The sequence below is a fragment of the Shinella sp. CPCC 101442 genome (assembly GCF_024704725.1).
Lineage (GTDB): Bacteria > Pseudomonadota > Alphaproteobacteria > Rhizobiales > Rhizobiaceae > Shinella.
Genome location: NZ_JALIQS010000002.1, coordinates 1,022,556 through 1,048,486, shown reverse-complemented (window position 1 = coordinate 1,048,486; position 25,931 = coordinate 1,022,556). Strand labels below are relative to the sequence as shown.

At 64.6% G+C, this 25,931-nt stretch carries 27 protein-coding genes; 20 read left to right on the top strand and 7 right to left on the bottom strand.

Going from position 1 to position 25,931, the window contains the following annotated elements:
* The first annotated feature begins 51 nt into the window (after positions 1-51).
* From MUO32_RS10345 to MUO32_RS10330, 4 genes are read left to right on the top strand one after another with little or no spacing between them, the layout of a single operon-like run.
* Positions 52-972 (top strand): branched-chain amino acid ABC transporter permease, encoded by a 921-nt coding sequence (locus MUO32_RS10345; RefSeq protein WP_257948142.1) that lies wholly within the window; start codon positions 52-54, stop codon positions 970-972.
* Positions 973-979: 7 nt separating this feature from the next.
* Positions 980-1,951: a branched-chain amino acid ABC transporter permease gene (locus tag MUO32_RS10340; RefSeq protein ID WP_257948140.1), complete on the top strand. Its 972-nt coding sequence runs from the start codon at positions 980-982 to the stop codon at positions 1,949-1,951.
* Complete coding sequence (locus tag MUO32_RS10335) at positions 1,944-2,693, top strand: ABC transporter ATP-binding protein (RefSeq protein ID WP_257948139.1); 750 nt, start codon at positions 1,944-1,946, stop codon at positions 2,691-2,693. Before MUO32_RS10340 ends, MUO32_RS10335 begins: the two co-directional genes overlap by 8 nt.
* Positions 2,690-3,376 (top strand): ABC transporter ATP-binding protein, encoded by a 687-nt coding sequence (locus tag MUO32_RS10330; protein ID WP_257948138.1) that lies wholly within the window; start codon positions 2,690-2,692, stop codon positions 3,374-3,376. Before MUO32_RS10335 ends, MUO32_RS10330 begins: the two co-directional genes overlap by 4 nt.
* Before the next feature lie 3 nt (positions 3,377-3,379).
* Here the strand turns inward: MUO32_RS10330 and MUO32_RS10325 are convergent, their stop codons facing one another.
* The 5 genes from MUO32_RS10325 to MUO32_RS10305 all read right to left on the bottom strand — a co-directional run bounded on the left by MUO32_RS10325 (position 3,380) and on the right by MUO32_RS10305 (position 8,423).
* Complete coding sequence (locus MUO32_RS10325; RefSeq protein WP_257948137.1) at positions 3,380-4,348, bottom strand: threonine/serine dehydratase; 969 nt, start codon at positions 4,346-4,348, stop codon at positions 3,380-3,382.
* A 56-nt stretch (positions 4,349-4,404) separates the two neighbouring features.
* Complete coding sequence (gene kynU / locus MUO32_RS10320; RefSeq protein ID WP_257948136.1) at positions 4,405-5,652, bottom strand: kynureninase; 1,248 nt, start codon at positions 5,650-5,652, stop codon at positions 4,405-4,407.
* A 9-nt stretch (positions 5,653-5,661) separates the two neighbouring features.
* Complete coding sequence (locus MUO32_RS10315; RefSeq protein WP_257948135.1) at positions 5,662-6,585, bottom strand: ABC transporter permease; 924 nt, start codon at positions 6,583-6,585, stop codon at positions 5,662-5,664.
* Positions 6,586-6,590: 5 nt separating this feature from the next.
* Positions 6,591-7,370, bottom strand: a complete 780-nt coding sequence (locus MUO32_RS10310) for an ABC transporter ATP-binding protein (protein WP_257948134.1) — start codon at positions 7,368-7,370, stop codon at positions 6,591-6,593.
* Positions 7,371-7,436: 66 nt separating this feature from the next.
* A complete protein-coding gene (locus MUO32_RS10305) occupies positions 7,437-8,423 on the bottom strand; it encodes an ABC transporter substrate-binding protein (protein ID WP_257948132.1) in 987 nt (328 codons plus the stop codon).
* Positions 8,424-8,582: 159 nt separating this feature from the next.
* Between MUO32_RS10305 and MUO32_RS10300 the strand changes: the two genes are divergently transcribed.
* The 11 genes from MUO32_RS10300 (at position 8,583) to MUO32_RS10250 (ending at position 20,223) form a co-directional block, all read left to right on the top strand.
* Entirely contained in the window at positions 8,583-9,347 is a 765-nt protein-coding gene (locus MUO32_RS10300) for a GntR family transcriptional regulator (protein ID WP_257948131.1), read from the top strand.
* Positions 9,348-9,415: 68 nt separating this feature from the next.
* Entirely contained in the window at positions 9,416-9,940 is a 525-nt protein-coding gene (locus MUO32_RS10295; protein ID WP_257948130.1) for a MarR family winged helix-turn-helix transcriptional regulator, read from the top strand.
* Positions 9,941-10,130: 190 nt separating this feature from the next.
* Positions 10,131-12,449 carry a bifunctional salicylyl-CoA 5-hydroxylase/oxidoreductase gene (locus MUO32_RS10290; protein ID WP_257948129.1) on the top strand — a complete coding sequence of 773 codons (2,319 nt, stop codon included), beginning with the start codon at positions 10,131-10,133 and terminating at the stop codon, positions 12,447-12,449.
* A complete protein-coding gene (locus tag MUO32_RS10285) occupies positions 12,446-13,216 on the top strand; it encodes an SDR family NAD(P)-dependent oxidoreductase (protein WP_257948128.1) in 771 nt (256 codons plus the stop codon). Before MUO32_RS10290 ends, MUO32_RS10285 begins: the two co-directional genes overlap by 4 nt.
* An 11-nt stretch (positions 13,217-13,227) precedes the next feature.
* Positions 13,228-14,070 (top strand): enoyl-CoA hydratase family protein, encoded by an 843-nt coding sequence (locus tag MUO32_RS10280; RefSeq protein WP_257948126.1) that lies wholly within the window; start codon positions 13,228-13,230, stop codon positions 14,068-14,070.
* A 1-nt stretch (position 14,071) separates the two neighbouring features.
* Complete coding sequence (locus MUO32_RS10275; protein WP_257948125.1) at positions 14,072-15,259, top strand: acyl-CoA dehydrogenase family protein; 1,188 nt, start codon at positions 14,072-14,074, stop codon at positions 15,257-15,259.
* An 8-nt stretch (positions 15,260-15,267) separates the two neighbouring features.
* Entirely contained in the window at positions 15,268-15,699 is a 432-nt protein-coding gene (locus tag MUO32_RS10270) for a thioesterase family protein (RefSeq protein ID WP_257948124.1), read from the top strand.
* On the top strand, positions 15,677-16,072 hold the full coding sequence (locus MUO32_RS10265) for a RidA family protein (RefSeq protein ID WP_257948123.1): 396 nt from the start codon (positions 15,677-15,679) through the stop codon (positions 16,070-16,072). Before MUO32_RS10270 ends, MUO32_RS10265 begins: the two co-directional genes overlap by 23 nt.
* A gap of 7 nt (positions 16,073-16,079) precedes the next feature.
* Positions 16,080-18,038, top strand: a complete 1,959-nt coding sequence (locus tag MUO32_RS10260; RefSeq protein WP_257948122.1) for a 3-hydroxyacyl-CoA dehydrogenase NAD-binding domain-containing protein — start codon at positions 16,080-16,082, stop codon at positions 18,036-18,038.
* A gap of 69 nt (positions 18,039-18,107) precedes the next feature.
* Complete coding sequence (locus tag MUO32_RS10255) at positions 18,108-19,343, top strand: cysteine desulfurase-like protein (RefSeq protein ID WP_257948121.1); 1,236 nt, start codon at positions 18,108-18,110, stop codon at positions 19,341-19,343.
* 61 nt (positions 19,344-19,404) lie between these two features.
* Positions 19,405-20,223, top strand: coding sequence for a helix-turn-helix transcriptional regulator (locus tag MUO32_RS10250; protein ID WP_257948120.1), 819 nt, complete (start codon positions 19,405-19,407; stop codon positions 20,221-20,223).
* A 36-nt stretch (positions 20,224-20,259) separates the two neighbouring features.
* Here the strand turns inward: MUO32_RS10250 and MUO32_RS10245 are convergent, their stop codons facing one another.
* Positions 20,260-21,372 (bottom strand): aminotransferase class I/II-fold pyridoxal phosphate-dependent enzyme, encoded by a 1,113-nt coding sequence (locus tag MUO32_RS10245; protein ID WP_257948119.1) that lies wholly within the window; start codon positions 21,370-21,372, stop codon positions 20,260-20,262.
* A gap of 206 nt (positions 21,373-21,578) precedes the next feature.
* Between MUO32_RS10245 and MUO32_RS10240 the strand changes: the two genes are divergently transcribed.
* From MUO32_RS10240 to MUO32_RS10220, 5 genes are all read left to right on the top strand, one after another.
* Positions 21,579-22,391, top strand: coding sequence for a transporter substrate-binding domain-containing protein (locus tag MUO32_RS10240; RefSeq protein WP_257948118.1), 813 nt, complete (start codon positions 21,579-21,581; stop codon positions 22,389-22,391).
* A 65-nt stretch (positions 22,392-22,456) separates the two neighbouring features.
* Positions 22,457-23,152 (top strand): ABC transporter permease, encoded by a 696-nt coding sequence (locus MUO32_RS10235; protein ID WP_257948116.1) that lies wholly within the window; start codon positions 22,457-22,459, stop codon positions 23,150-23,152.
* Positions 23,149-23,841 carry an ABC transporter permease gene (locus MUO32_RS10230; RefSeq protein ID WP_257948115.1) on the top strand — a complete coding sequence of 231 codons (693 nt, stop codon included), beginning with the start codon at positions 23,149-23,151 and terminating at the stop codon, positions 23,839-23,841. Before MUO32_RS10235 ends, MUO32_RS10230 begins: the two co-directional genes overlap by 4 nt.
* A complete protein-coding gene (locus tag MUO32_RS10225; protein WP_308311276.1) occupies positions 23,841-24,578 on the top strand; it encodes an amino acid ABC transporter ATP-binding protein in 738 nt (245 codons plus the stop codon). The genes MUO32_RS10230 and MUO32_RS10225 overlap by 1 nt, the downstream gene beginning before the upstream one ends.
* An 11-nt stretch (positions 24,579-24,589) precedes the next feature.
* Positions 24,590-25,369, top strand: coding sequence for an inositol monophosphatase family protein (locus MUO32_RS10220; protein WP_257948114.1), 780 nt, complete (start codon positions 24,590-24,592; stop codon positions 25,367-25,369).
* A gap of 217 nt (positions 25,370-25,586) precedes the next feature.
* On the opposite strand, the gene MUO32_RS10215 is transcribed toward MUO32_RS10220, so the two are convergent.
* Complete coding sequence (locus MUO32_RS10215) at positions 25,587-25,841, bottom strand: DUF982 domain-containing protein (RefSeq protein ID WP_257948113.1); 255 nt, start codon at positions 25,839-25,841, stop codon at positions 25,587-25,589.
* Positions 25,842-25,931: the final 90 nt, after the last annotated feature.

Below are 25,931 nucleotides of genomic sequence, written 5' to 3'. Positions count from 1 at the left end.
TTGTGCCGGCGCCCGGTCGGTATCCTGTGACCCGAAGCCCGGACCGACGCCGTGTTCACCGCACTTCTGATCGAACAACTGCTCAACGGGCTGCAGCTCGGCGTGATGCTGTTCCTGATGGCCGCCGGCCTGACGCTGATCTTCGGCGTCATGGGCCTCATCAATCTCGCGCATGGCTCGCTCTACATGATCGGCGCCTTCGCCTGCGCCACGGTGGCGGCTGCCACCGGTTCCTTCTGGCTCGGCCTCATCGCCAGCCTTGCGGCGGCGGCCGGCGTCGGAGCGCTGATCGAGGTCGCCGTCATCAGACGGCTCTACGACCGTGATCATCTCGATCAGGTGCTCGCCACCTTCGCGCTGATCCTGATCCTCTCCGAGGGCGCGCGCTGGCTCTTCGGCTCCTTCCCGCTCTATCTCGATATTCCGAAACTGCTGCAGGGGGCCGTGCCGCTGCCGGGCGGCGGGCAATACCAGCTCTATCGTCTGGCCATCATTGCCGTCGGCATCCTGGTCGCCGTCGGTCTCTACCTGCTGATCTCGAAAACCCGCCTTGGCATGCGTATCCGCGCCGGTGAGTCCGACCGCGAGATGATTGGCGCCCTCGGCGTCGATATCAGCACGCTCTATACGGTCGTGTTCGCGCTCGGTGCCGCCCTTGCGGGCCTTGCCGGCGCGCTGGTCGGCGCGCTGCAGTCCGTGCAGGTCGGCATGGGCGAACCGGTGCTCATCCTCGCTTTCGTCGTCATCGTCATCGGCGGCATAGGTTCCATCAAAGGCGCGCTCGTCGGTGCCGTCATCGTCGGCGTGGTGGATACGATGGGGCGTTTCCTGCTGCCCTCGCTGCTTGCGCTCACCATGCCCGCCGCGCAGGCCACGACCATCGGTGCAGCTCTCGCTTCCATGCTGATCTATGTCGTCATGGCCCTCATCCTCGCCTTCAGGCCGAGCGGCCTGTTCGCGGCGCAATCGTGAGGCCCCGATGAAGCGCGAAACTACCATCAACCTGTTGCTCGCCGCTGTTCTTCTCGCCTTGCCGCTGGTTGCGGCCGGCATGGGGGAACCCTTCTATGTGACGCTCGCGACCCGCGTCGTCGTGCTTGCGCTCGCCGCCGTCGGCCTCAATCTGGCGCTGGGTCTGGGCGGGCTGCTCTCCTTTGGCCACGCCGCCTTCTTCGGCCTCGGCGGCTATGCCGCCGGCATCCTGGCGACCCATGCCTTCAATGCCGAACCGCTTTTCGCCGGCATTCCCGGCACGACCTCGATGCCGCTGATCTGGCTGGTCGCTGTCCTCGTCGCCGGCCTCGTCGCCCTACCGATCGGTGCGATCAGCCTGCGCACCACGGGCGTCTATTTCATCATGATCACGCTCGCCTTCGCGCAGATGATCTACTATTTCGCGATTTCCTGGCCGGCCTATGGCGGCGAGGACGGGCTGTCGATCTACGTGCGCAACGCCTTCCCGGGCATCAACACCGCGCAGCCGCTGCCCTATTTCCTGGTATGCTTCGCCGTCCTCATGGCAGCACTCCTGCTCTTCCGGCTCATCGAGGGCTCGCGCTTCGGCAGTGCTTTGCAGGCGGCGCGGCAGAATGGCGTGCGTCTTGCCGCCGTCGGCATTCCGCCGTTCAAGATCCGCCTCGTCGCTTTCATGCTGTCGGCGATGATCACCGGCCTTGCCGGCGCACTCTATGCCGATCTCAACCGCTTCGTCGGCCCGTCCATGCTTTCCTGGCACATGTCGGGCGAGCTGATGGTGCTGATCATCCTTGGCGGCAAGGGGCGGCTGTTCGGGCCGGTCGCCGGTGCCATGATCTTCGTCAGCCTCGAATATGTGCTTGGCGGCATCACCGAGCGCTGGCAGTTCTTCCTCGGCCTCATCCTGCTCGGCATCGTGCTCTTTGCGCGCGGCGGGTTCCTTGGTCTCGTTTCGGGAAAGCCGCGCCATGTCTGAGCCCATTCTCGAAATTCGCGATCTCCGAAAGTCCTTCAACGCGCTCAAGGCGACGGACGGCGTCAGCCTCGACCTCCATCCCGGCCAGATCCACGCGCTGATCGGCCCGAACGGTGCGGGCAAGAGCACGCTCATCCACCAGATCGCCGGTTCGCTCAAAGCCGACAGCGGCACCATCCGCTTCCTCGGCCAGGATATCGGTGGGCTCGACATGGCCGCGCGTGCAAGGCTTGGCCTTGCCCGCAGCTTTCAGATTTCGTCGCTCGCCCAGGAGTTCTCAGCGCTCCGAAACGTCATGCTGGCGGTCCAGGCGAAGGAGGGCAGCAGCTTCCGCTTCTTCCGGCAGGTGACCGCCGACAGGAGCCTGATCGACCCCGCCATGACCGTGCTGGAGCGCGTCGGCCTGGCCCACCGCGCGCAGATATCGGCAGCCGAGCTTTCCCATGGCGAACGCCGGCAGCTCGAAATCGCCATCGCGCTGGCGCTGTCGCCAAAGGCCTTTCTGTTCGATGAGCCCATGGCGGGAATGGGGCCGGAAAGCTCCAAGCAGCTGACCGCCTTCCTCGACGGCCTGCGTCAGGAAGCGCCGATGCTGCTGGTGGAGCATGACATGGACGCCGTCTTCGCGCTCGCCGACCGCATCTCGGTGCTCGTCTATGGCCGTATCATCGCGACCGGCACGGTCGATGAAATCCGCCGCGACCCCGAAGTGCGCCGTGCCTATCTGGGAGAGGCCGCGTGACCCTGCTTTCTCTCAAAGGCCTCGAAACCTTCTACGGTGCCTCCCAGGCGCTCTTCGGCGTCGATCTCGATATCAGGGAGGGCGAAGTCGTTGCGCTGATGGGCCGCAACGGCATGGGCAAGACGACGACGATCAATTCGACGATCGGTCTCGTGCGCCCGCGCTCGGGCACGATCAGTTTTGGCGGCAAGGCGGTCTTCGGCATGCGGCCGCACCGCATTGCTCGGCTCGGTCTCGGCCTCGTGCCCGAGGGGCGGCGCTGTTTTCCCAACCTGACGGTCATGGAAAACCTCGTCGCCACGGCCCGCGGCGACGACTGGACGTTTGCCAAGGTCGCCGATCTCTTCCCCCGCCTTGGCGAACGGCGCGATCAATATGCCCGCACGCTCTCGGGCGGCGAGCAGCAGATGCTCGCCATCGGCCGTGCGCTGATGACCAATCCGCGCCTGCTCATCCTCGACGAGGCGACGGAGGGGCTTGCTCCCGTCATTCGGCAGGATATCTGGTCGGCGATCCGCAGGTTGAAGGCGGCGGGTCAGTCGATCCTCGTGGTCGACAAGACGCTCTCGGAACTGCTGCCGGTGGCAGACCGCTGCTTCGTGCTGGAAAAGGGAAGGACGGTCTTCGAGGGCGCCCCGGCAGCGCTGACGCCGGAGCTTCAGGACCGCTATCTCGGCGTCTGATCCTCAGGCGGCCGGGATGCCGCCCGCGAGCACCGCGGAATAGGCCTCGGCATCGATGTTGCCGCCGGAGACAACGCAGACGACGTTGCCGGTCAGATCCGGCCTTGCGATGGCCGCCGCGACCGCGGCCGCCCCTGCACCCTCGGCCACGATCTTGGCTTTCCGGAACAGGAGCCGCATCGCTTCCGTAACCTCACGGGGGCTGACGGCGATGGCGCCGTCGATCAGGTCCTTGGCGATAGGCCAGATCTGCGGCACCAGCGACGGTCCGCCGATGCTCTTGATGAAGGACGGGCGGGTTTCGATCGTCACGATCTTTCCGGCCGACAGTGCTGCGGTGAGGGGTGCGGCGCTGTCATCCTCGATGGCAAAGACACGCGCCCGCCCGCAAACGGCCTTGATGGCGCTGGCGACGCCCGTGGTCATACTGCCGCCGCCATAGGGGGTGAGCACCGCATCGACCTCGGGCAGGTCCTCGACGATCTCCATGCCGATGGAGCCGTTGCCGTCGAGCACTGTCTGGTCGGTCACGGGGTTGATCAGCAACTCCGGCGCGTCCGGGCGGTCCGCGCCGACGATGTAGTCCCACCAGGTCTCGGCGCTGATGAAGCGCACCTCGCCGCCAAGGGCGCGCACGCCGTCGATCTTGGTCTGCGGCGCGCCGCGATACATGTAGGCGACCATCGGCACGCCGACGAGCCGCGCCGCCCAGGCCATGCCATAGGCCATGTTGCCGGAACTGGTGACCGCGATGCCGTGGCGAAGGGTTGCGGGATCGCGCGACAACACGGCGTTCAGGGCAGGGCGCAGCTTGAAGGCGCCGATCGGCGACAGGGTTTCAAGCTTGAGAAAAATCTGCCGGTCCCGAAGGCCGAGATCGAGTTTGGCCAGTGGCGTGCGGGCGAGATGGGGGGCGATGCGCCTGCGCGCCTCGGTGATTTCCTCAAGTGTCGGACGATGTGGCGCGATCATGAAAGGTCCACGGGGTTGAGAGGCCGTAGGCGGTAAAACCGGCCGCGGCCGTAAGCTCAGGTCACGGCCGCGCGCACGGCGAAACGTGCATCCCGCCATGCGTCGGTGCGCAGGATCTCCTCGAGGATCTCGACCGCCTTCCACACATCGGCATAGCTCACATAAAGCGGCGTGAAGCCGAAGCGCATGGTGGAGGGTGCCCGGAAATCGCCAATGACATCGCGGGCGATCAGGGCCTGCATGATCTCGTAGGCGTTCGGATGGCTGAACGAGACCTGGCTGCCGCGCTTCGACCGGTCGCGTGGGCTTTCCAGTTCGAGGCCATAGGCGGCGCATTTTTCCTCGACGAGCGCAATGAAGAGATCGGTGAGGCCGAGGCTCTTTTCGCGGAGCGCCGCCATGTCGACCTCCTCCCAGATGTCGAGCGCCCCTTTCAGCGCGCGCAGCGACAGGATCGGCTGGGTGCCGCAGAGAAAGCGGCGGATACCCTGGCCGGCTGCATAGCTCTTTTCGAAGGCGAAGGGGCGTGCATGGCCCCACCAGCCGCTGAGCGGCTGGCTGATATCGCCGTGGTGGCGGGTGGCGGCATAGATGAAGGCCGGCGCACCGGGGCCGCCGTTCAGGTATTTGTAGGTGCAGCCGACGGCGAAATCGACATTGGCGCCGTCGAGATCGACAGGCAGGGCGCCCGCCGTATGGCAGAGATCCCAGATGACGAGCGCGCCATGTTCGTGCGCCTTCTTCGTTAGTGCCGCCATGTCGCGCAGTTCGCCGGACTTGTAGTTGACGTGGTTGACCAGAACCACGGCGACATCGCTGTCGATCAGCGCCTCTATATCAGGCGCATCGACGCCTTCGAGGCGGAGCGATCCGCCGGGCCGCGTCGAGAGCGCGCCTTCCGCCATGTAGAGGTCCGTCGGAAAACTGCCGCCTTCGCTGACGATCACCGAGCGGTCGGGCCTGAGCGCCATCGCCGCGTGCAGCGCCTTGTAGATGTTGATCGAGGTCGTGTCGCAAACCGCAGTCTGGCCGGCCGCCGCACCGATCAGCCGGCCGACGCGGTCGCCGAGCGTCAGCGGCATGTCGAACCAGCCGGCCGTGTTCCAGCTGCGGATGAGATCGTGCGCCCACTCCTCCGTGGCCGCCTTCTGCAACTCCGTGAAAGCGGCCTTGGAGGCGACGCCCAGCGAATTGCCGTCGAGATAGATGAGACCATCCGGCAGGATGAAGCGCTCGCGGAAGGCCCGCAGCCCGTCGGCCGCGTCCATGGCTTCGATCTGGACGAAATCGGGAATGGCAGTCATCGGAAAATCCTATTCACGAACGGTTTCGCGGGCGGGCGCGGGGCCACGGCTGCGCTTGAGGCTCGGCAGGGCCAGCATGGCGAGCACGAAGAGGCCTGTCGCCAGCTTTAGATCCGGCGGCGGCATGCCGGCGGCAAGGCAGAAGGAGACGAGCTGGTAATAGACGATGGCGCCGACGAAGGGGGCGGCGAGCTGGCGCGGCACGCTGCTCTTGCCGACGATCGCCTCGCCGATCATCAGGGCCGCAAGGCCGTTGATCAGAATGCCGAGACCCATATTGACGTCGGCAAAGCCCTGCGACTGCACCATCAGCGCGCCGCCCGTGGCGGAAAACGCTCCGGCAAGTCCGACGCCGCCGATGGTGGCGAGCCAGACATTGATGCCCTGCGCCTCGGCCATGTCGGGATTGGCGCCGACCGCGCGAACCGCCGTGCCCTTCTCCGTGCGGAAGAAATGCAGAAGCAGCGCGAAGACGATGAGACCGATCAGGCCGGCCATCACGATCTTGCTCGCCGGAAAGCCCGGCTGCAGGAAAGGCACCCAGTCGAACACGGTGGTCGAGCCGAAGACCGAGAGGTTCGAGCGGCCCATGATGCGCAGGTTGATCGAATAGAGCATCGTCATCATCAGGATGCCCGCGAGCAGCGTATGGATGCGGAAACGCAGATGGATGAAGGCGGTGCAGCAGCCGGCGACGAAGCCGGCGAGAAGCGCGACCAGGATCGCCGGCAGGGGAGACATTCCCGCCGCCATCAGCACGCCGCAGACGCAGCCGCCGAGCGGGAAAGCGCCCTCGCTGGTCAGGTCCGGAAAGCTAAGCATGCGGAAGGGGATCATGATGCCGAGCACGACGAAGGCGAGGATGAGGCTCTGCGCCAGCGTGACGGGAACGAGCGAGACGAAGCTCGCAAGGGTGTTTTGCAGGAAATCCATGGTCGTCAGCTCGCCAGAAACATGCGGTCGGTTTTGACGGAGAAATGGCCGATCAGGTCCGGGACCGTGATCGCCGTCTTCTCGGCGCCAGCGATTTCGAGGCGCACGCGGCCGGCATCGAGCATGATGACCCGGTGGCCGAAATCCACGGCGTGCTGCATGTTGTGCGTCACCATCAGCGTGGTGAGCTTCAGCGCCTCGACGGCGCGGATCGTCGCCTGCATCACGATGTCGGCGGTGCGCGGATCGAGCGCTGCGGTGTGTTCGTCGAGCAAAAGCAGCTCCGGCGAGCCACCGACCGCCATGATCAGCGAAAGCGATTGCCGCTGTCCGCCGGAAAGCAGTTCCACGCGTGTATTCAAACGGTTTTCGAGGCCGAGGCCGAGCAGCGAGAGCCGCTCCTTGTAGGCGGCGAGCCGCGCCGGGTTGAGGCCGCGGCGCAGCGTGCGCTTGTTGGCGCGCAGTTCCGCCAGCAACATGTTTTCGGCCACTGTCATCGAGGCAGCGGTGCCCTTCATCGGGTCCTGGAAAACGCGTGCGAGGCGCATGGCGCGCTTGTGCACCGGCATCGCCGTCACGTCGTCGCCGTTGATGAGAATCTTGCCCGTGTCGAGCACGAGTGCGCCGGAGATGGCATTGAGCATGCTGCTCTTGCCGGCGCCGTTGGAGCCGATGACGACGCCGAACTCGCCTGTTCCGAGCCGCAGGTTGAGGTCGTTGAGCGCGGTCTTTTCGTCCGCCTGCCCCTTGTAGAACACTTTTCGTGCCGACTGGATTTCCAGCATTGGCTCCCCCTTTATTATGGGGTGACGGCGCCGAAAGCGCCGTCACCGGATAGAAGCGAGGTCGGATCAGTCGATCAGGCAGCCGCAATCGGCAAGCGAAGCGGGCACTTCGAGGCCGAAGGCGGCGAGCGTCTTCTTGGAGATCAGCGGCTTGTGGTCCTCATAGGCCGGGCGCCACGGGGCGATGGACTTCGGGTCCTTGCCCTTCAGGATGTCCGCGGCGATCTTGCCGGCGGCAAGGCCGACCTGCTCGTAGTTCACGGCAAAGCTTGCCGGAACGACGCCATCGCGCACGGCACCGTCATCGGAGTTGACGATCGGGATCTGCGCCTGGCGTGCGGCGGCCGAAACGGCGGCGATCGCCGGCTGGAGCAGGTTGGATGCGGGCGTGTAGATCACATCGGCCTTGCCTGCGAAGGAGGCGATGCGCTGCTGGATGTCGTTGACGTTGTCGACGCCGACATCCACGACCTCGAAGCCGGCCGCGGGGGCGGCTTCCTTGATCTTGTCGAGCAGCGCCACGTCGTTCGCCTCGCCCGGATTGTAGGGAACGCCGAAACGCTTGGCGTTCGGCAGCAGCTTGTGGGCGAATTCCATCACGGCTGCGACGTCCTGAAGGTCGGTCGCACCCGTCATGCCCTCGTCGCCGGCCTCCCAGGAGGGAACCAGCTTGGCAGCCACGGGATCGGTGACGGCGGAGAAGACGACCGGAATGCCGGAGCCGGCAAGCGCCTTCTTGGCAATCTGCGAGACGGGGGTGGTGATGGTATAGATCAGCTTCGGCTGTTCGGCCTGAAGCTTGGCGATCATCTGCGGCACCAGCGATGCGTCGAAGTTGGTGTGGCTCTCGGTGTAGACGACGTCGGTGCCCTCGACGAAGCCGTTCTCGGCCAAAGCCTTCTTGAAGCCGGTGATCGATGCCGCGAGCTGCGGATGTTCACCGAAATTGGCGATGCCGATGCGGATCGGCTCTGCGGCCGCGGTTGCAGCGCTCAAGGCGAGTGCGCCCGCCATGACCAATCCCGAAAACCACGTCTTTGTAAGCCTGCTCATGAAATCCTCCCAGATACGACAAGCGGCCGCCGTTCCTCAGCGGCTTGACGGGGATCATGGCGACGGTGGAGCGGCTTGTCAAATAATATATATATTTTGATTGCATCTCCAAAAGTATATATATTTGATGTGAAGACATACCGGCGCCAGGGGACCTCGATGCAAGAGCACGAGCAATCGACCAAGACCGAATCCGCCTACCGGCTGCTGCGCCGCGATATTCTCGCAACGCGGCTGAAGCCGGGCGCGCCCATGAAGCTCGGCGCGTTGCGCGACCGCTACGAAATCGGCTGGACGCCGCTGCGCGAGGCGCTGTCGCGGCTGGAGGCCGAGGGGCTGGTCACGGCGATCAGCAATCGCGGTTTTGCGGTAGCGCCGGTCTCTCTCGATGCGCTGGAAGATCTCACGCGTGCCCGTATGGTCGTGGAAATTCCGCTCCTTCTGGAATCGATCGCGGGCGGCGACAGCGCCTGGGAATCGGAGGTCGTAACGGCCCACTACCGGCTCTCGCGGTGCAAGCTTGTCGTCGAGGCGGCGACGGAGGCCGAGATCGACGAGTGGGATGAAAGGCATGCCGCCTTCCACACCGCGTTGATCAGCGCTGCCCGGTCGAACTGGCTCATGCGCTTTCAGGCCACGGTTTCCGACCAGCTGCGCCGCCACCACCGTTTCCTCAGCCTTGCCCCGGCGCTCAGGGCGGCCGAGGGCAGGACGGAGGGCTATGAGGCGGCGGTCGCCGCGCTTCATGATGCCATGTCGATCGAGCACCATACCGAGCTGATGGAGGCCGTGCTCGACCGGGATGCCGCGCGTGCGCAGGCCCTGATGGCCGAGCATATCGGCCTGACGGTGAATGTTTTTGCCCAGTCGGAGGACGGTGACCGTTCCGAGGCGCAGCTTTCCGCTCTGCATGCCCATAAATGACAGCGCTGTCCAAGTGCTGCAAACATCTCTAAAAGGCAAGGCGACGGGACAAGAGGCGGACCTTTGTTATGACGGGTGACGACGAATTCGCCATCGCGCCGGACTGGCTGGATGGCGAAACCAAGGCCCTCGAGGCGCCGCACGATCATCGTGCCGAGCTGCGGCTCTGGCTGCGCCTTCTGACCTGCTCGACGCTGGTCGAGAGCGAGGTCCGCCGACGGCTGCGTGAGGAGTTCGATTCCACCCTGCCGCGCTTCGACCTGATGGCCCAGCTCGAGCGCGCACCTGACGGCATGGTGCTCGGCGAGGTCTCCAGGCGCATGATGGTCTCGCCCGGCAACATCACTGTTCTCGTGGAGCGATTGACGGAGAGCGGGCATCTCAGCCGCGCGACGCTTCCGACCGACCGCCGCGTGCAGATCATCGCGCTCACCGCCTTCGGCCGCGCCGAATTCGAAAAGATGGCGGCGCGTCATGCCGACTGGATTTCCGATCTCTTCGCCGGTCTCGCACCGGCGGATGGCGGCGTTCTGATGGACGAACTTGCCAAGCTCAAGCGCTCGGTCATCGCCTCGCTCGCACGCGGCGCCTGAGGCGCTGCTTTCCCATTCTCGATGACGTCGTGAGGGCGCGCCGCGTCCGGTGCGTGCCCTTCCAGGCATTGCCGCATCAAAAACAATTTTAAGCTTGAAGTTTCTCCGAAACGAGTCCATCCTGCCTTTCATAGTCCAGATGCCACATGCATCCGCGACACACGCAGCCGGAGCTAGGGAGGAGAACGACATGCGGATCGTCTGTATCGGTGGTGGGCCTGCCGGTCTCTATTTCGCGCTTCTGATGAAGCGACAGCATCCCGAACATCACGTCACCGTCGTCGAGCGCAACCGGGCTTTCGACACATTCGGCTGGGGCGTCGTCTTCTCCGATGCAACCATGCAGTCGATGCGCCAGTGGGACCCGGAAACGGCCGAGGCGATCGAGATTTCGTTCAACCATTGGGACGATATCGAGCTGGTCTTCAAGGGCCGCAAGATCCGCACGACCGGCCACGGCTTCGTCGGCATCGGCCGCAAGAAGATGCTCAACATCCTGCAGGACCGCTGCCTGGAACTCGGCGTCGAACTGCTGTTCGAACGCGACGTGCAGGACGACGAGGAATTCCCGGACGCCGACCTCATCATCGCGGCCGATGGCGTCAATTCCCGCATCCGCAACCGATATGCCGATGTCTTCCAGCCGGATATGGTCATGCGGCCGAACCGCTATATCTGGCTCGGCACCAACAAGCCGTTCGACGCCTTCACCTTCGATTTCCAGCGCACCGAACACGGCTGGTTCCAGGCGCATGTCTATCGCTTCGACGACACGACCTCGACCTTCATCGTCGAGACGACGGACGAGGTTTTCAAGGCCCACGGGCTTGACCAGATGGACCAGGACCAGTCGATCGATTTCTGTGAAAAGCTCTTTGCCGAAACGCTCGACGGCCACAGCCTCATGACCAATGCGCGCCACCTGCGCGGCTCGGCCTGGCTGAATTTCGGCCGGCTGATCTGCGAGAAGTGGAGCCATTTCAACGGCAACAGCCATGTGGTGCTGATGGGCGACAGCGCCCATACCGCGCATTTCGCCATCGGCTCGGGCACCAAGCTCGCCATCGACGATGCGATCGAACTCACACGCCAGTTCGACCTGATCGGCCATGACAAGGCCAATATCCCGGCCGTGCTCGCCGCTTACGAGGAGGTGCGCCGCGTCGATGTCGCCCGTATCCAGAATGCCGCGCGCAACGCCATGGAATGGTTCGAGGTGGTGGGCACGCGTTATGCCGATACGCTGGAGCCGGAACAGTTCATGTATTCCATGCTGACGCGCTCGCAGCGCATCAGCCACGAGAACTTACGCCTGCGCGACAGGGATTGGCTCGAAGGTTTCGAGCGCTGGTTCGCCGAGCGGGCGGGTGCGGAAAAGGCGGCTGATGGTGCCGTGCCGCCGCCGATGTTCACGCCCTTCAAGCTGCGGGGGATGACACTTCGCAACCGCATCGTCGTGTCGCCGATGGCGATGTATTCGGCGACGGATGGCCTGCCGGGCGATTTCCACCTCGTCCATCTCGGCGCCCGCGCCATGGGTGGCGCGGCTCTCGTCTTCCCCGAAATGACCTGCGTGTCGCCCGATGCGCGCATCACGCCCGGCTGCCTCGGCCTCTGGAACGATGAGCAGCAGCAGGCCTTCAAGCGCATCGTCGATTTCGTCCACCACGAGACGCCGGCGAAGATCGGCATCCAGCTCGGTCATGCCGGCCGCAAGGGTGCGACGAAACTTGCCTGGGAGGGCATCGACCAGCCGCTCTCCGACGGTGGCTGGCCGCTGATCTCGGCCTCGGCCGTGCCCTATCTCGCGCATTCCGAGACGCCGCGCGAAATGACCCGTGCGGATATGGACCGCGTCGTCGCGGATTTCGTGACGGCGACCGAACGGGCCCGCGACATCGGCTTCGACATAATCGAACTGCACGCCGCGCACGGCTATCTGCTGTCGAGCTTCCTGTCGCCGCTGACCAACCATCGCACCGACGACTACGGCGGCGACCATGCGGCGCGCGCCCGCTTCCCGCTCGAAGTGTTCCACGCCATCCGCAAGGTCTGGCCTGAGGACAAGCCGATCTCCGTGCGCCTCTCGACCAACGACTGGCACGAGGGCGGCAACACGCCCGAGGATGCGGCGATCTTCGCTAAAATGTTCAAGGAGGCCGGCGCCGACATGATCGACTGCTCGTCCGGCCAGGTGGTGAAGGAGGAGAGGCCGGTCTATGGCCGCCTGTTCCAGACACCGTTCTCCGACAAGATCCGCAACGAAATCCAGGTGCCGACCATCGCCGTCGGCGCGATTTCCGAGGCCGATCACGCCAATTCGATCATCGCAGCGGGTCGCGCCGATCTCTGCGCCGTCGCCCGTCCGCATCTGGCCGACCCGTCCTTCGTCATGCACGAGGCGGCGAAGATCGGCTATGATGCCCAGCCCTGGCCAAAACAATATTATTCCGCCCGCGCGCAATATGTGAACAACCTTGCCCGTGCGGCGACGGCGGGTAAGCCATGAGCAAGCGGCACGCCTTCGTCACGGGTGCCGGCAGCGGCATCGGCAAGGCCATCGCGCTGGCGCTTGCTGCCGAGGGCCATATCGTCAGCCTCGCCGGTCGGCGGGCAGGGCCTTTGGAGGCGGTGCGCGACGACATCCGCGCGGCCGGCGGCGAAGCCTTCGTGCAGGACGGTTTCGATGTGACGGATGCCGCAGCCGTCGAGCGCGGCATCCGTGCTGCCATCGCGGCAGCGGGAGACATCGCCGTGCTCGTCAACTGCGCCGGTGAAGCACCCTCCGCACCCTTCGAAAAGACCGATTTCGCGCTCTGGCAGCGCGTGCTCTCCATCAACCTAACGGGCGTCTATCTGGTCACGCAGGCGGCACTCGCCTCCGTGCGCCGGGCCGGCAAGGGCCGTATCGTCAATGTCGCCAGCACCGCCGGCCTTACCGGCTACGCCTATGTCTCCGCCTATTGCGCCTCCAAACACGGTGTCATCGGCCTGACGCGGGCGCTCGCGCTGGAGCTGGCGCGCAGCGACGTCACCGTTAACGCCGTCTGCCCCGGCTTTACCGATACGCCGCTGATCGACGGCGCCCTCGACACGATCAGCGAGAAGACCGGCCGTTCGCGCGAGGAAGCGCGCGCCAGCCTCGCACGCTCCAATCCGCAGGGCCGGCTGGTGAGCCCGGGCGAGGTGGCGCACACGGTTTCCTGGCTCGTCTCCGAAGGGGCGAGCGCGATCACCGGCCAGGCCATCGCGGTCGCCGGTGGCGAAATTCTCTGAAGGAAGACGACATGACGAACCCCATGCAGGCCAAGCAGCGTCCCTTCAAGGGTCATCAAGCCAAACACTTCCTGTTCGAAACGGATGTCGATGGCCGCGTCGCGACGATCACGCTCAATCGCCCGGACAAGAAGAACCCGCTGACCTTCGAAAGCTACGAGGAGCTGGGCGATCTCTTCCGCGCGCTGACGCGCGCCAGCGATGTGCGCGCCGTGGTGCTGACGGGCGCTGCCGGCAACTTCTCCTCCGGCGGCGACGTGTTCGATATCATCGAGCCGCTGACCGAGATGGCGATGCCCGACCTTCTCGCCTTCACCCGCATGACGGGTGAACTGGTGCGCCAGATGCGCGCCTGCCCGCAACCGATCATCGCCGCCGTCGACGGTATCTGCGCCGGTGCCGGTGCAATCCTCGCCATGGCTTCGGACTACCGCGTGGCGACGCCGGAGGCGAAGACCGCCTTCCTCTTCACCCGCGTTGGGCTGGCGGGCGCCGATATGGGCGCCTGCGGCATCCTTCCCCGCATCATCGGTCAGGGCCGTGCCGCCGAACTTCTGTTCACCGGTCGCGTGATGAGCGCCGTGGAAGGCCATTCCTGGGGTTTCTACAACGCCCTGCACGAGCGCGATATGGTGCTTGCCGAGGCTCAGAAATTCGCCCGGAACATCGCCGATGGCCCGTGGTTCGCCCATGCCATGACGAAGAAGATGCTCGACCAGGAATGGGCGATGGGCATCGACCAGATGATCGAGGCGGAGGCGCAGGCGCAGGCGATCTGCATGGCGACGGGCGATTTCCGCCGCGCCTTCGAAGCCTTCGCCGCCAAGGCCAGACCCGTGTTCGAAGGGAAGTAACATGCAGCCTCCCGCCATGGCGCCCACGCGCGATCATCTCGACTGGCCGTTCTTCGACGACAGCCACCGCGCGCTTGCGGTCGAACTCGACGGCTTCGTCGCCCGTGGCGGCCTCGACAATATCGACCACGGCAATGTCGACACGGCTTGCCGGCAGCTGGTTGCGGCACTCGGTGGCGCCGGAATTCTGCGCCATTGCGTGCCGAAGGCGTTCGGCGGGGCAAGCGAGGAGATCGACAGCCGGGCGCTCTGCCTGGTGCGCGAGACATTGGCTTATGCGGATGGCCTGGCGGATTTTGCTTTCGCCATGCAGGGTCTCGGTACCGGTGCGATCAGCCTGTCCGGTTCGCAGGCGCTGAAGGAGCTGGTTCTGCCCAGGGTCGCCAGCGGCGAATGGATTTCCGCTTTCGCCCTCTCCGAGCCCGACGCCGGCTCCGACGTCGCCGCCATGGCCTGTGCGGCCCGGCGCGAGGGGGACGATTTCATTCTCGACGGCGAAAAGACCTGGATTTCCAACGGCGGCATCGCCGATGTCTACACGGTCTTCGCCCGCACCGGCGAAGCGCCCGGCACGCGTGGCATCTCCGCCTTCGTCGTCTTCGCCGATACGCCGGGCTTCAGCATCGTCGAGCGTCTCGAGACCATCGCGCCGCATCCGCTGGCCCGCATCCGCTTCGACAAGTGCCGCATCCCGGCCGCACAGCTGCTTGGCAGCCCCGGCGAGGGATTTAAGATCGCCATGCGAACGCTCGACATTTTTCGCCCGTCCGTCGCCGCCGCAGCGACCGGCTTTGCCCGCAGGGCGCTCGATGAAGCGGTGGCGCATGCGAAAAGCCGAAAGATGTTCGGTGCCACGCTCTCCGATCTGCCGACGGCGCAAAGCACGCTTGGCGAGATGGCGACGGCCATCGATGCCGCAGCCCTCCTGACCAGCCGCACGGCGTGGAAGCGCGACGTGCAGAAGCTGCCGACGACCCGCGAGGCGGCCATGGCGAAGATGACGGCAACGGAAAACGCGCAATGGGTCATCGACCAGGCGCTGCAGCTGTTCGGCGGTCGCGGCGTGCGCGTAGGCGAGATCACCGAACGGCTCTACCGCGAAATCCGCGCGTTGCGCATCTATGAGGGCGCGACGGAGGTGCAAAAGCTCATCATCGGCCGCGAGCTGATGAAAGCGCCGGCGCGATAGGGCCGGCCATGGTGTTTGCGATCACAAAGCCGCTGCGCTTCGGAGACTGCGATCCCTCGGGGATCGCCTATTTCCCGTCCTATCTGAATATCCTCGTGGGCGTGCTGGAGGATTTTTTCGCCTCACTCGGCTTTCCCTGGCGGGTAATGAACGAAGTGCGGCGCATGAGCGTGCCGACGGTACGTCTCGACCTGACGTTCCGGAACCCGGGCTTTCAGGGCGATGAACTGACATTCGCGCTTTCGGTTTGCGCCATCGGCCGTTCGTCACTCGATCTGGAACACACGGTTTCCAGAGGTGAAACCGTTCTCTGGACGGCCAAACACCGCATCGTCGCCACGTCGCTCGACACGAACGCCTCGCTTGCCTGGCCGGACGATATCCGCGCCGCACTGACCCATCATCTGGAGACGCCCCATGCACACGATCCTGCAACCTGAAGGCTGGGTAAAGCCCATCGGCTATGCCAACGGCATGGCGGCGAGTGGCCGCACGCTTTTCGTCGGCGGTCAGATCGGCTGGAACGCGAACGCCGAATTCGAAACCGACGATTTCGTCGAGCAGGTGCGCCAGACGCTGAAGAACGTCGTCGCCGTGCTCACCGCCGGTGGCGCTGAGCCGCACCACATCACCACCATGACCTGGTACTTCACCGACAAGCAGGAATATCTCGGCAACCTGCGCGGCATCGGCCAGGCCTATCGCGAAACCATCGGCCGGCATTATCCCGCCATGGCGGCCATGCAGGTGGTGGCGCTGGTGGAGGACCGTGCCAAGATCGAAATTCAGGCCACGGCCGTCATTCCCGAATAGGCGCAAGATGCGATTTTCCGAGAGCGTTTCGGCCCATATGGAAGACGGCGTGCTCGTCGTCACCATCGACAATCCGCCCGTCAATGCGCTTTCGGCGCACGTTCGATCCGGTCTGATCGCGGCGTTGGACCATGCCGCCGACGCATCCGATATTGTCGGGCTCGTCATAACGGGCGCGGGCCGAACCTTCATCGGCGGGGCGGACATCAGGGAATTCGGCAAGCCGCCGGTCGAACCGCTTCTGCCGGAGGTGATCGAGCGCATCGAGGCCTCTGAAAAGCCCGTCATCTGCGCCGTTGCCGGTGCGGCACTGGGGGGTGGCTGCGAGGTGGTTTTGGCCTGTCACGGCCGTATTGCCGGGGAAGGCGCTTCCTTCGGCCTGCCGGAGGTGAAGCTTGGCCTCGTTCCCGGTGCCGGCGGCACCCAGCGCCTGCCACGCCTGATCGGCATGGTTGCGGCCATCGACCTCATCGGCACGGGACGCGCGGTCAAGGTTGCCGAAGCCGTTGCGCTGGGCCTCGCCGATGCCGTCGCTACCGATCCCCTGGCCATGGCCGCCAACGTCGCGCGGGAAGTGGCCGTGCAGCCGCTTCGCCGGACGGGCGCAATCGCCATTCCCGGGACCGACGATGCCGCCGTCAGCGCAGCCGAGGCTAAGATCGTCGCCAAGAGCCGCGGCCAGGCCGCGCCAGTCGAGGCCATCCGCCTCGTCAAGGCCGCGGGGCTGCTCGATCTCGAACAGGGGTTGGCGGAGGAGCGCGCCACTTTCCTGCGCCTTCGCGATTCCAGGGAATCCGCCGCGCTCCGGCACGTCTTTTTTGCCGAGCGCGCCGCCGGCAAGGTCGATACGCTCGATGATGTGCAACCGCGGCGCATCGAAACCATTGGCGTGGTCGGCACGGGACTGATGGGGTCCGGTATCGCGGTCTCCGCGCTGACCAGCGGTTACCGCGTGGTCGCGCTGGAACAGACGACAGAAGCCGCCGAGAGCGGCCATGCCCGTATCGCCGGCCTCCTCGACAAGGCCGTCCAGTCCAAGCGCCTGACCGTGGAAGGCCGCGACGCCTGTCTCGCACGCCTGCATACGACCGCCGAGGCCACGGGTCTTGCAACGGCCGATCTTGTCGTCGAGGCCGTCTTCGATGACTTCACGGTCAAGACGGAGCTGTTTCGCAGGCTCGACGGCATCGTTGCACCGCATGCCATTCTGGCGACCAATACGAGCTATCTCGACCCAGACGCGATCGCGGCAGTGACCGCCGACCCGTCCCGCGTGGTCGGCCTGCATTTCTTTTCACCCGCCAACGTCATGCGCCTCGTCGAGGTCGTCGATTGCGCGCAAACCGCGCCGGACGTGCTGGCGAGCGCGCTTGCCTTCGTCAAGCGTCTCGGCAAGCTTCCGATCGTCTGCGGCGTCACGGAAGGGTTCGTCGGCAACCGCATTTTCTCCGCCTATCGCCGCGAGGCGGAATTCATGGTGGAGGACGGCGCCCTGCCGCAGGAGATCGATGCGGCGATGGAGGCCTATGGTTTCCCGATGGGCTTTTTCGCCGTCAGCGACATGGCCGGGCTCGATATCGCCTGGGCGCGCCGCAAGCGGCAGGCCGCGACCCGCGATCCCGCCGAGCGCTATGTCGAGATCGCCGACAGGCTCTGCGAGGCGGGCCGTCTTGGCCGCAAGACCGGGCGCGGCTGGTATGCCTATCCGAACGGCGAGAAGACCGTCGATCCTGCCGTCACCGCCGTGATCGAAGCGGCGCGGGCGGCAAAAGGCATCGTGCCGCACACCTTCACCACGGACGCGATCATGGAGCGGCTGCTCAAGGCGATGGTCGACGAGGGCAGGGCGCTGCTTTCGGAGGGCATTGCCGCGCGCTCAAGCGATATCGATCTGGTGATGATCAACGGTTACGGTTTTCCCGCACACAAGGGCGGGCCGATGTTTGCCGCCGGCCTCATCTCCTAGGAGGATAGCGACGGAGGGCGGAACGCGGCACACAGGGACGACAACAGCGTTCTGCAAAAGGGTGCCGCCATGACCGCCTATCCGATCGACCTGATCCGCGCTTCCTTCCCCGCCCTGGAGAATTCGCGCACCGCTTATCTCGACAATCCCGCTGGAACGCTCGTGCCGAAAATGGTCATCGATGCCGTGGCCGGGGCAATGGCGACGGCCTCGTCCAATCTCGGCGGGCGCTTTGCCGCTTCGCAGCGCGCGGACGCCACCTGGCGCGCGGCGCATGATGCGGCGGCGGAGTTCGTCAACGCCGCCTCCTGGCAGGAAATGGTGATCGGCCCGAACATGACGACGCTCGCCTTCCAGATGGGGCGTGTCATCGGCAGCACCCTTTCGCCGGGCGACGAGATCATCGTCACGCGCATGGACCATGAGGGCAACGTCTCGCCCTGGCTTGCCATGGCCGAGGCCTACGGGCTCGTCGTGAAGTGGCTGCCGTTCAACAAGGAGAGCTGGCGCATCGAGCCGGAAGACCTTGCAGCCCTTCTCACGCCGCGCACGAAATTCCTTGCCCTCAACTATGCCTCGAACATGACCGGCAGCATCAACGACGTCGCCATGCTGTCGGCACTGGCGCGCGATGCCGGCGCGCTCGTCTGGATCGACGCGGTGCAGCTCGCCCCGCACCGCCTGCCGGACGTGCAGGCGATCGGCTGCGATTTCCTCGTCTGCTCGTCCTACAAGTTCTTTGGGCCGCATCTCGGCGTGCTCTGGGGTCGCGGAGACCTTCTGCGCGCGCTGCCGCCGCATCGCGTGCGCTGCCAGAGCGATGACATTCCGGATCGTTTCTGCACCGGCACGCCGCAGACCGAGCTTCTCGCCGGCCTCACCGCGACGATCGACTATCTCGCTTCCGCCGGCGAAGCGACCGGCAGCACCGGCACGCGCCGCGAGAAAATGGCCGGCGCCTATCAGGCTTTCGATGCCTATGAGGCGGGCCTGACCCGCCGGCTGATCGGCGGGCTGACGTCGATTGCGGGTGTGCGGCTGATCGGCATCGCCAATCCCAATCTCTTCGCCCACCGCGTGCCGACGATCTCGTTCACGCATGACCGCATCTCGACCCATCGTTTTGCCGAAGTGCTGGCGGCGGAGGATATCAATGTCTGGTCCGGCCATAACTATGCGCTCGAACCGGCCCGCCATCTCGGCCTTTCCGAGGATGAGGGCGTGGTGCGGATCGGTATCGCCCACTACAATTCCGCTGACGAAATCGAGCGCACGCTTGCGGCAATCAACAAGCTTGTCGCATGAGATCGGCTGTCATAAAGGGTATAAGTAGCCGTTTTTCTTCCGGAATCTTGCAGATGAACCCATGACGGACACCGCCGCCAGCTGGATAGAGCCTTTCGCTCACGCCCTCGACCGCTACGATCAGCCCGATAGCGTTGCGGCGCTGCTGGCGGCCATCGGTTCGGTGGCGCGGTTCCATCTGGCGCTGTCGGTCGTGCATCGCAAGAACGGCGGGCCGAGCTACGTCTTCGACACGTTTTCCGGCCCCAAGGCCAAGCGGGCGGTCCAGCTGTTCATCGCCGGCACCTACCTGCTCAACCCTTTCTACAACGCCTATCTCGCCGGCCTGCCGGCCGGCATCTACCTGATGCGCGACCTCGCGCCTGACGACTATCTCGGCTCCGATCTCTATCGCGGTCTCGACATCCGTCGCCATGAGGACGAGGAACTCGGCTATCGCACCCATGGCTGGCCCGAGGGCATGGAGGAGCTTCTGATCGCCATCGAGCTGCCCAGTGGCGAAATGGCGGAAATCAGCCTGTCGCGCATCCGCAGCGAGGGCGGCTTCGACGCGGCGTCCGTAGCACGGCTGCGCGAGGCGCATCCGCTGATCGCGGCCATTTTCCGCCGGCTCTGGACGCATCTTTCGCGCAGCGACAGCCTTCCGCAGGCGCGTCCGATCGACGATCTCTTCAGTGATTTCGGACGGGATCTGTTGAGTCCGCGGGAGCGGGAAGTGGCGCTTCTGATCCTCAAGGGCCATTCCAGTGAATCGATCAGCTATCACCTGGGCATTTCGATCGCGACGGTGAAGACGCATCGCCAGAAGCTTTACGCCAAGCTCAATCTCTCCACGCAGCAGGAGCTGTTTTCGATGTTCCTGCGCAGCCTCAATCTCTGAGGAAAAGGGGCGAACCCGGTTCGCCCCTCCTGTTCTTCAACCCTTGAGATTCTCGCGGATGGCGGCCGAGATGGCCGCGAGGCCCTTGCGCAGTTCGTCCTCGGTCGGCCAGGCATAGCCGACGCGGAAGTGGCGGTCGTCCTGCTCGAACCAGCTGCCGCGGCCGACATAGGCCTGGTGGCGGCTGTAGAGGCTCTCGTGGAAGCCGGCGAGATCGACATTCGCCGAGGGCACGATGCGTGGGAAACAGACGCAGCCGCCCGACGGTTCGATCCACTCGACGAGCGGTTCGGAGGCGATCCAGTCCTTCACGATGGCGAAGGCGCTGGCGATGCGGGCATTGTTGAAGGCAAGCCATGCGTCACGCTGGCTGAGCGCGACATAGGCGATGTATTCATCCACCGTGCTGCCGGAAATGCCGATCTGTTCGCGCGCGGCGAGGAAGGTTTCCATCAGCGCCGTATCGCGCGTGATCAGCCAGCCGATACGGATGCCGGGAATGCCGTAGGTCTTGGAGAGCGAGGAGACGCTGATCACCCGGTCGGACAGGCTGGCGGCGACCGGCAGCATCGTGCCCGAGGTCATCTCGCGATAGGTCTCGTCGAAGAGCAGGCGTGTGCCCTTGCGCTCGATGAGGGCGACCAGCGCCTTCAGCTCGCTCTCGGAAATCATCACGCCGGTCGGGTTGTGCGGATAGGTGACCGAGACATATTTCGTTTCCGGCCGGATCGCCGCTTCGATCGCCTGGAGGTCGAGCCGGTAGCCGGTCTCAAAGGTGAGATCGACGATGCTCATGTCGGCGCCGATGGTGCGCGGCGTTTCCAGGTTCGTCGCATAGTTCGGCCGCACCACCACGATATGGTCGCCGGCGTTCAGCATCGACGTCGCGATGATGAAGAGCGCGCCCGCTGCACCCGCCGTGACCAGCACGTCATCGGCCGCAAGGCTTTCACCCGTGCCGGCGATGAGGCCCCGCAAATCCGGCGCACCGCGATGGTCGCCGTAGCACAGCAGGATATCGTCCAGCTTGAGGTTCAGTTCGCCGAGCCGGCGGTCGGCCACCGAGCTCTCCGAGAGATTGTAGCGGATCGTGTCGTAACCGAGCTGTTCGGGCGATTCCAGCTCGATGGGCATGCGGACATATTTCATGGGGCTCTCCTCTGGCCTGCATGACAAAGGGCTAGATCAACCTGATGTCACATTCCATCCACCCCGAGGTTGATGGGAAGCCTCATCCCTGAGGTGACGGGCATCATCCCCTAGGTGGATTTCCTCCCCCCTCCCGGCGGCGCATCGTTGCCCATCGGCGGAGTGAGGACCGTCGCAAGACTGACCAAACAAAGAAGGGGAATGCCATGAAATTCATGACCGGTCTGCTGTCTGCCGCAATCGTCAGCCTGGCGGCTGCCTTGCCCGCAAAAGCCGAAACGCTGCGTGTGGGTATGGAATGCACCTATGCGCCCTTCAACTACCGCACGCCCGAAGGCGAGATGGCGGGCTACGACGTCGACGTCGCCAAGGGCATCGCCGAGCGCATCGGCGTGGAACTCGATTATGTCTGCCAGGAATGGGACGGCATGATCCCGGCGCTGCTCGCCAGCAAGTTCGACCTCATCGTCGCCTCCATGTCGATCACCGAGGAGCGCAAGCAGAAGATCGATTTCTCGGTTCCCTATCGCGTCTCGCTCGGCCGCATCCTCGGTTCGAAGGACGCCGCGCTGAAACTGTTCGACGATGCCGGCAAGCCGATCCCGGATGCCTTCAACGGCTTGCGCTTCGGCGTGGAGCGCGCCTCGACCTATGCGAAGTGGGTGGAGGCCAAGCTGCCGGGTGCGGAAATCGCGCTCTATGACGGCGCCCAGCCCATGCTGCTCGACCTGCAGAACGGCCGCATCGATATCGCCATCACCAACCCCATGAAGGCCTATCTCGACTTCCTCAGCAAGGAGAACGGTGCCGGCTTCGAATTCGTCTCGCCGCCGATCGACGAGGTCGAATATTTCGGTCCGGGTGTCGGTGTGGGCCTGCGCAAGGGCAATGACGCGCTGCTCGCTAAGATCGACAAGGCGCTCGAGGAGATGATCAAGGACGGTTCGCTCGAAAAGTTCAGCCTGAAATATTTCCCCTTCTCCATCCAGCCGGCAAACTGGAAGGGCGTCGGCCAGTAAGCATGACCTCCGGGCGTCGCGTCAGACGCGACGCCCGATCTGCATGACGAATATGGAGGTAGGGCATGTCGATCCTCGACGGCTGGTGGGATGATTTCTTCTTTGGCCTGATGACGGTGTTGCAGGTCTTTTCGGTGTCCCTGGTGATCGCGGTCGTCTGCGGCCTCCTCGGCGCCTCGGCAAAACTGTCCAAAAGCCGCATCCTGCGCGGCATCGCCCAAGGCTACACCATCGTGTTCCGGGGCGCGCCGGAACTGCTCGTGCTGCTGCTCTTCTATTTCGGCATGGCGATCGCGCTGACCCAACTGGTCCAGCTCGTCGATCCCTCGGTGAAGTTCATCGATCTGCCGCCGTTCTGGGCAGGCTCCATCGCCATCGGCCTCATCGTCGGCGCCTATATGACGGAGACCTTCCGCGGCGCGTTTCTCGGCGTCGATCGCGGACAGGTCGAGGCGGCGCGGGCGCTCAGCCTGAAGCGCCACCAGATCTTCCGCTATGTGCGGCTTCCGCAGATGTGGCGGCTTGCTTTGCCGAATTTCGGCAATCACATGCTCTCCATCATGAAGGATACGGCGCTCGTCTCCATTATCGGCCTCGAGGAAATCCTCTTCGTCGCCAAGATGGCCAACTCCCTCCTGCACCGCCCCTTCCTGCTCTACATGACCGTCGCGCTGATCTATCTGGCGATGACGACGGTGATCACCTTCGCCGTGGGCTGGCTCGAAACGCGTGCGAACCGTCATCTCAGAGGTGCCCGATGAGCTTCGACCTGTCGCTGATCGCCTCCAGCCTGCCGAAAATCCTGCAGGGCCTCGGGCTGACCCTCAATCTTCTGGTCGTCTCGACCTTGTTTGGTCTGGTCCTTGCCGTCGGCATTCTCCTGATGCGGCTCTCCCGCCGGTCCTGGCTGGTCTGGCCGGCCAAGGCCTATATCTACTTCTTCCGCGGCACGCCGTTGCTGGTCCAGCTCTTCATCATCTATCACGGGCTGCCGCAGTTCGGGTTCATCCGGCAGAGTGTGCTCTGGCCGATCCTGCGCGAGCCCTACTGGTGCTCTGTCATAGCGCTGTCGCTCAACACGGCCGCCTATGTCTCGGAAATTCTGCGTGGCGGCGTGCTCGGCGTCGACAAGGGGTTTGTCGAGGCCGGCAAGGCGCTCGGCCTTTCCAAGTTCCAACGCACCACCCGCATCACCGCCCCGCTCGCCGTCAGGCTGGCGCTTCCCGCCTACAGCAACGAGATCGTCTCCATGCTGAAGTCGACGGCGCTCGCCTCCACCGTCACGCTGATGGAAATGACGGGCGTCGCCCGCACCATCGTGGCCGACACCTTCGCCCCCTACGAGATCTTCATCGCCGCGACGATCATCTATCTCGTGCTCGTCTGGATCATCCAGACCGGCTTCACGCTGATCGAGACCTATGCGAACCGCCATGTGAGAAAGACCTGATGGCCGATATCATTGTCCTGGAAAAGATGAACAAGTTCTATGGCACCTATCACGCGCTGAAGGATGTCAATCTCTCGATCTCCAAGGGCGAGAAGGTCGTGGTCTGCGGTCCCTCGGGCTCGGGAAAATCGACCATGATCCGCTGCATCAACCGGCTGGAGGAGCATAACAGCGGCCGTATCGTCGTTGCTGGCGAGGAGCTGACCGACGACGAGAAGAAGATCGACCTCGTGCGCCGCGAGGTTGGCATGGTGTTCCAGAGCTTCAACCTCTTCCCGCACATGACCGTGCTGGAGAACCTGACGCTGGCGCCGCGCCTGGTGCGCAAGATGGCGACGGCAGAGGCGGAAGCCATCGCCATGAAATATCTGACCCGCGTGCGCATTCCCGACCAGGCGCACAAATATCCCTCGCAGCTCTCGGGCGGCCAGCAGCAGCGCGTCGCGATTGCCCGGGCGCTCTGCATGAACCCGGAGGTCATGCTCTTCGACGAGCCGACATCGGCGCTCGACCCGGAAATGATCTCTGAAGTGCTCGACGTGATGACGGACCTTGCCCGCGAGGGCATGACGATGGTCTGCGTGACGCACGAGATGGGTTTTGCCCGCTCCGTCGCCGACCGCATCGTCTTCATGGACCAGGGCGAGATCGTCGAAGTGTCCACCCCCGCCGAATTCTTCGCAGCCCCCAGGTCCGAGCGTGCCCGCACCTTCCTCGGACAGATTCTTGCCCATTGAGAAGAACAGTCATGACCGATAGCACCGAAACCTTCCTCGCCTTCGCCGAAAAAATCGCCGACAGCTCCCGCGCCCTGCTTCTGGCCGCCGCCGAAGAGGCGCCCCGCGTCGACCTGAAGCAGGATGCGAGCTTCGTCACCGCCACCGACCGCGCCGTGGAGGCCCGGCTGCGCGAACTCATCCGCGCGGCCTTCCCCGATCACGGCATCATGGGCGAGGAATATGGCAGCGAGCGGCTGGACGCCGAATTCGTCTGGGTGCTCGACCCAATCGACGGCACCGCCGCCTGGGTGGCCGGCATTCCTGTCTACGGTACGCTGATTTCGCTGGCGCACGGTGGAAAACCCTTGATCGGCGTCATCGATCTCCCCGCCACCGCCGAGCGGCTGACCGGCATTTCCGGCCAAGGCGCCTGGCATAACGGCAGACCGATCCGCTGCCGCAAGGGTACGGCCCTTGCCGACGCCTACATGACGTCTTCCAATCCCCGCTTCGTGCCCGAAGCCGACCGCGCACCCTTCGCGCGGCTCGACAATGCGGTTCAGTTCACCCAGTACGGCGGCAGCTGCTACAGCTATGCCTGCCTGGCACGCGGTCGCACGGACCTCGCGGTGGATGCCGGCTTCGATGCCTACGACCTCTTTGCTCCCACCGCCATCATCGAGGGCGCAGGCGGCATCGTCACCGACTGGCAGGGCGGTGCGCTCGATCTCGACTGGAAGGGCTGCGTCGTCGCGGCCGGGGACCCGGAACTGCATGCACAGGCGCTGAAGGTTCTTGCCGCCAGCTGATACCGGCACCGGCACCAAAAGCCTGCCGCCACCTCGAAGACCGCATCGCATAGCTGCTCCAAGACGACGGCCGCTCTGATCTCGATTCGCTTGAGATCGCCATCCGTGACGGGGTTGCGCGCGATTGAGGCCGACGTCTCGTTATGCGCGGCGTCGATGAATAGGGTTGAAAGTCAGAAAGTCTGGCCCGGCATCCTGGCCGGGTCGGCCGCTTTCATCAATGAACGGTGATTGCGATATTCGCGTCATAGGCAGCGGCCAGGAAGGCATCGCGCACGTCTCCATCCTGCACGTCGCCATCGAGCGCATCCGCGCAGATGCGGATGGCGTTGTAGAAGGCCGCGCCATGTTGCTTCGGCCAGAATTCCAGGAGATAGGCCGCCGCTTCGAGGGAGCTGCGCACCACTACGAAGGATTGTGCTTCGTCGTTGGTCACCACGACGGGCATCGGCCAATTGTGCGTGTTTTCCATGACGTGCCTCCTTCCGCTGCTCTCACCCATACAATCAGGGATGGCGGCAAAAGTTCCATTCGAGGGCGCGTGGACCGGCCGGAGGACTTC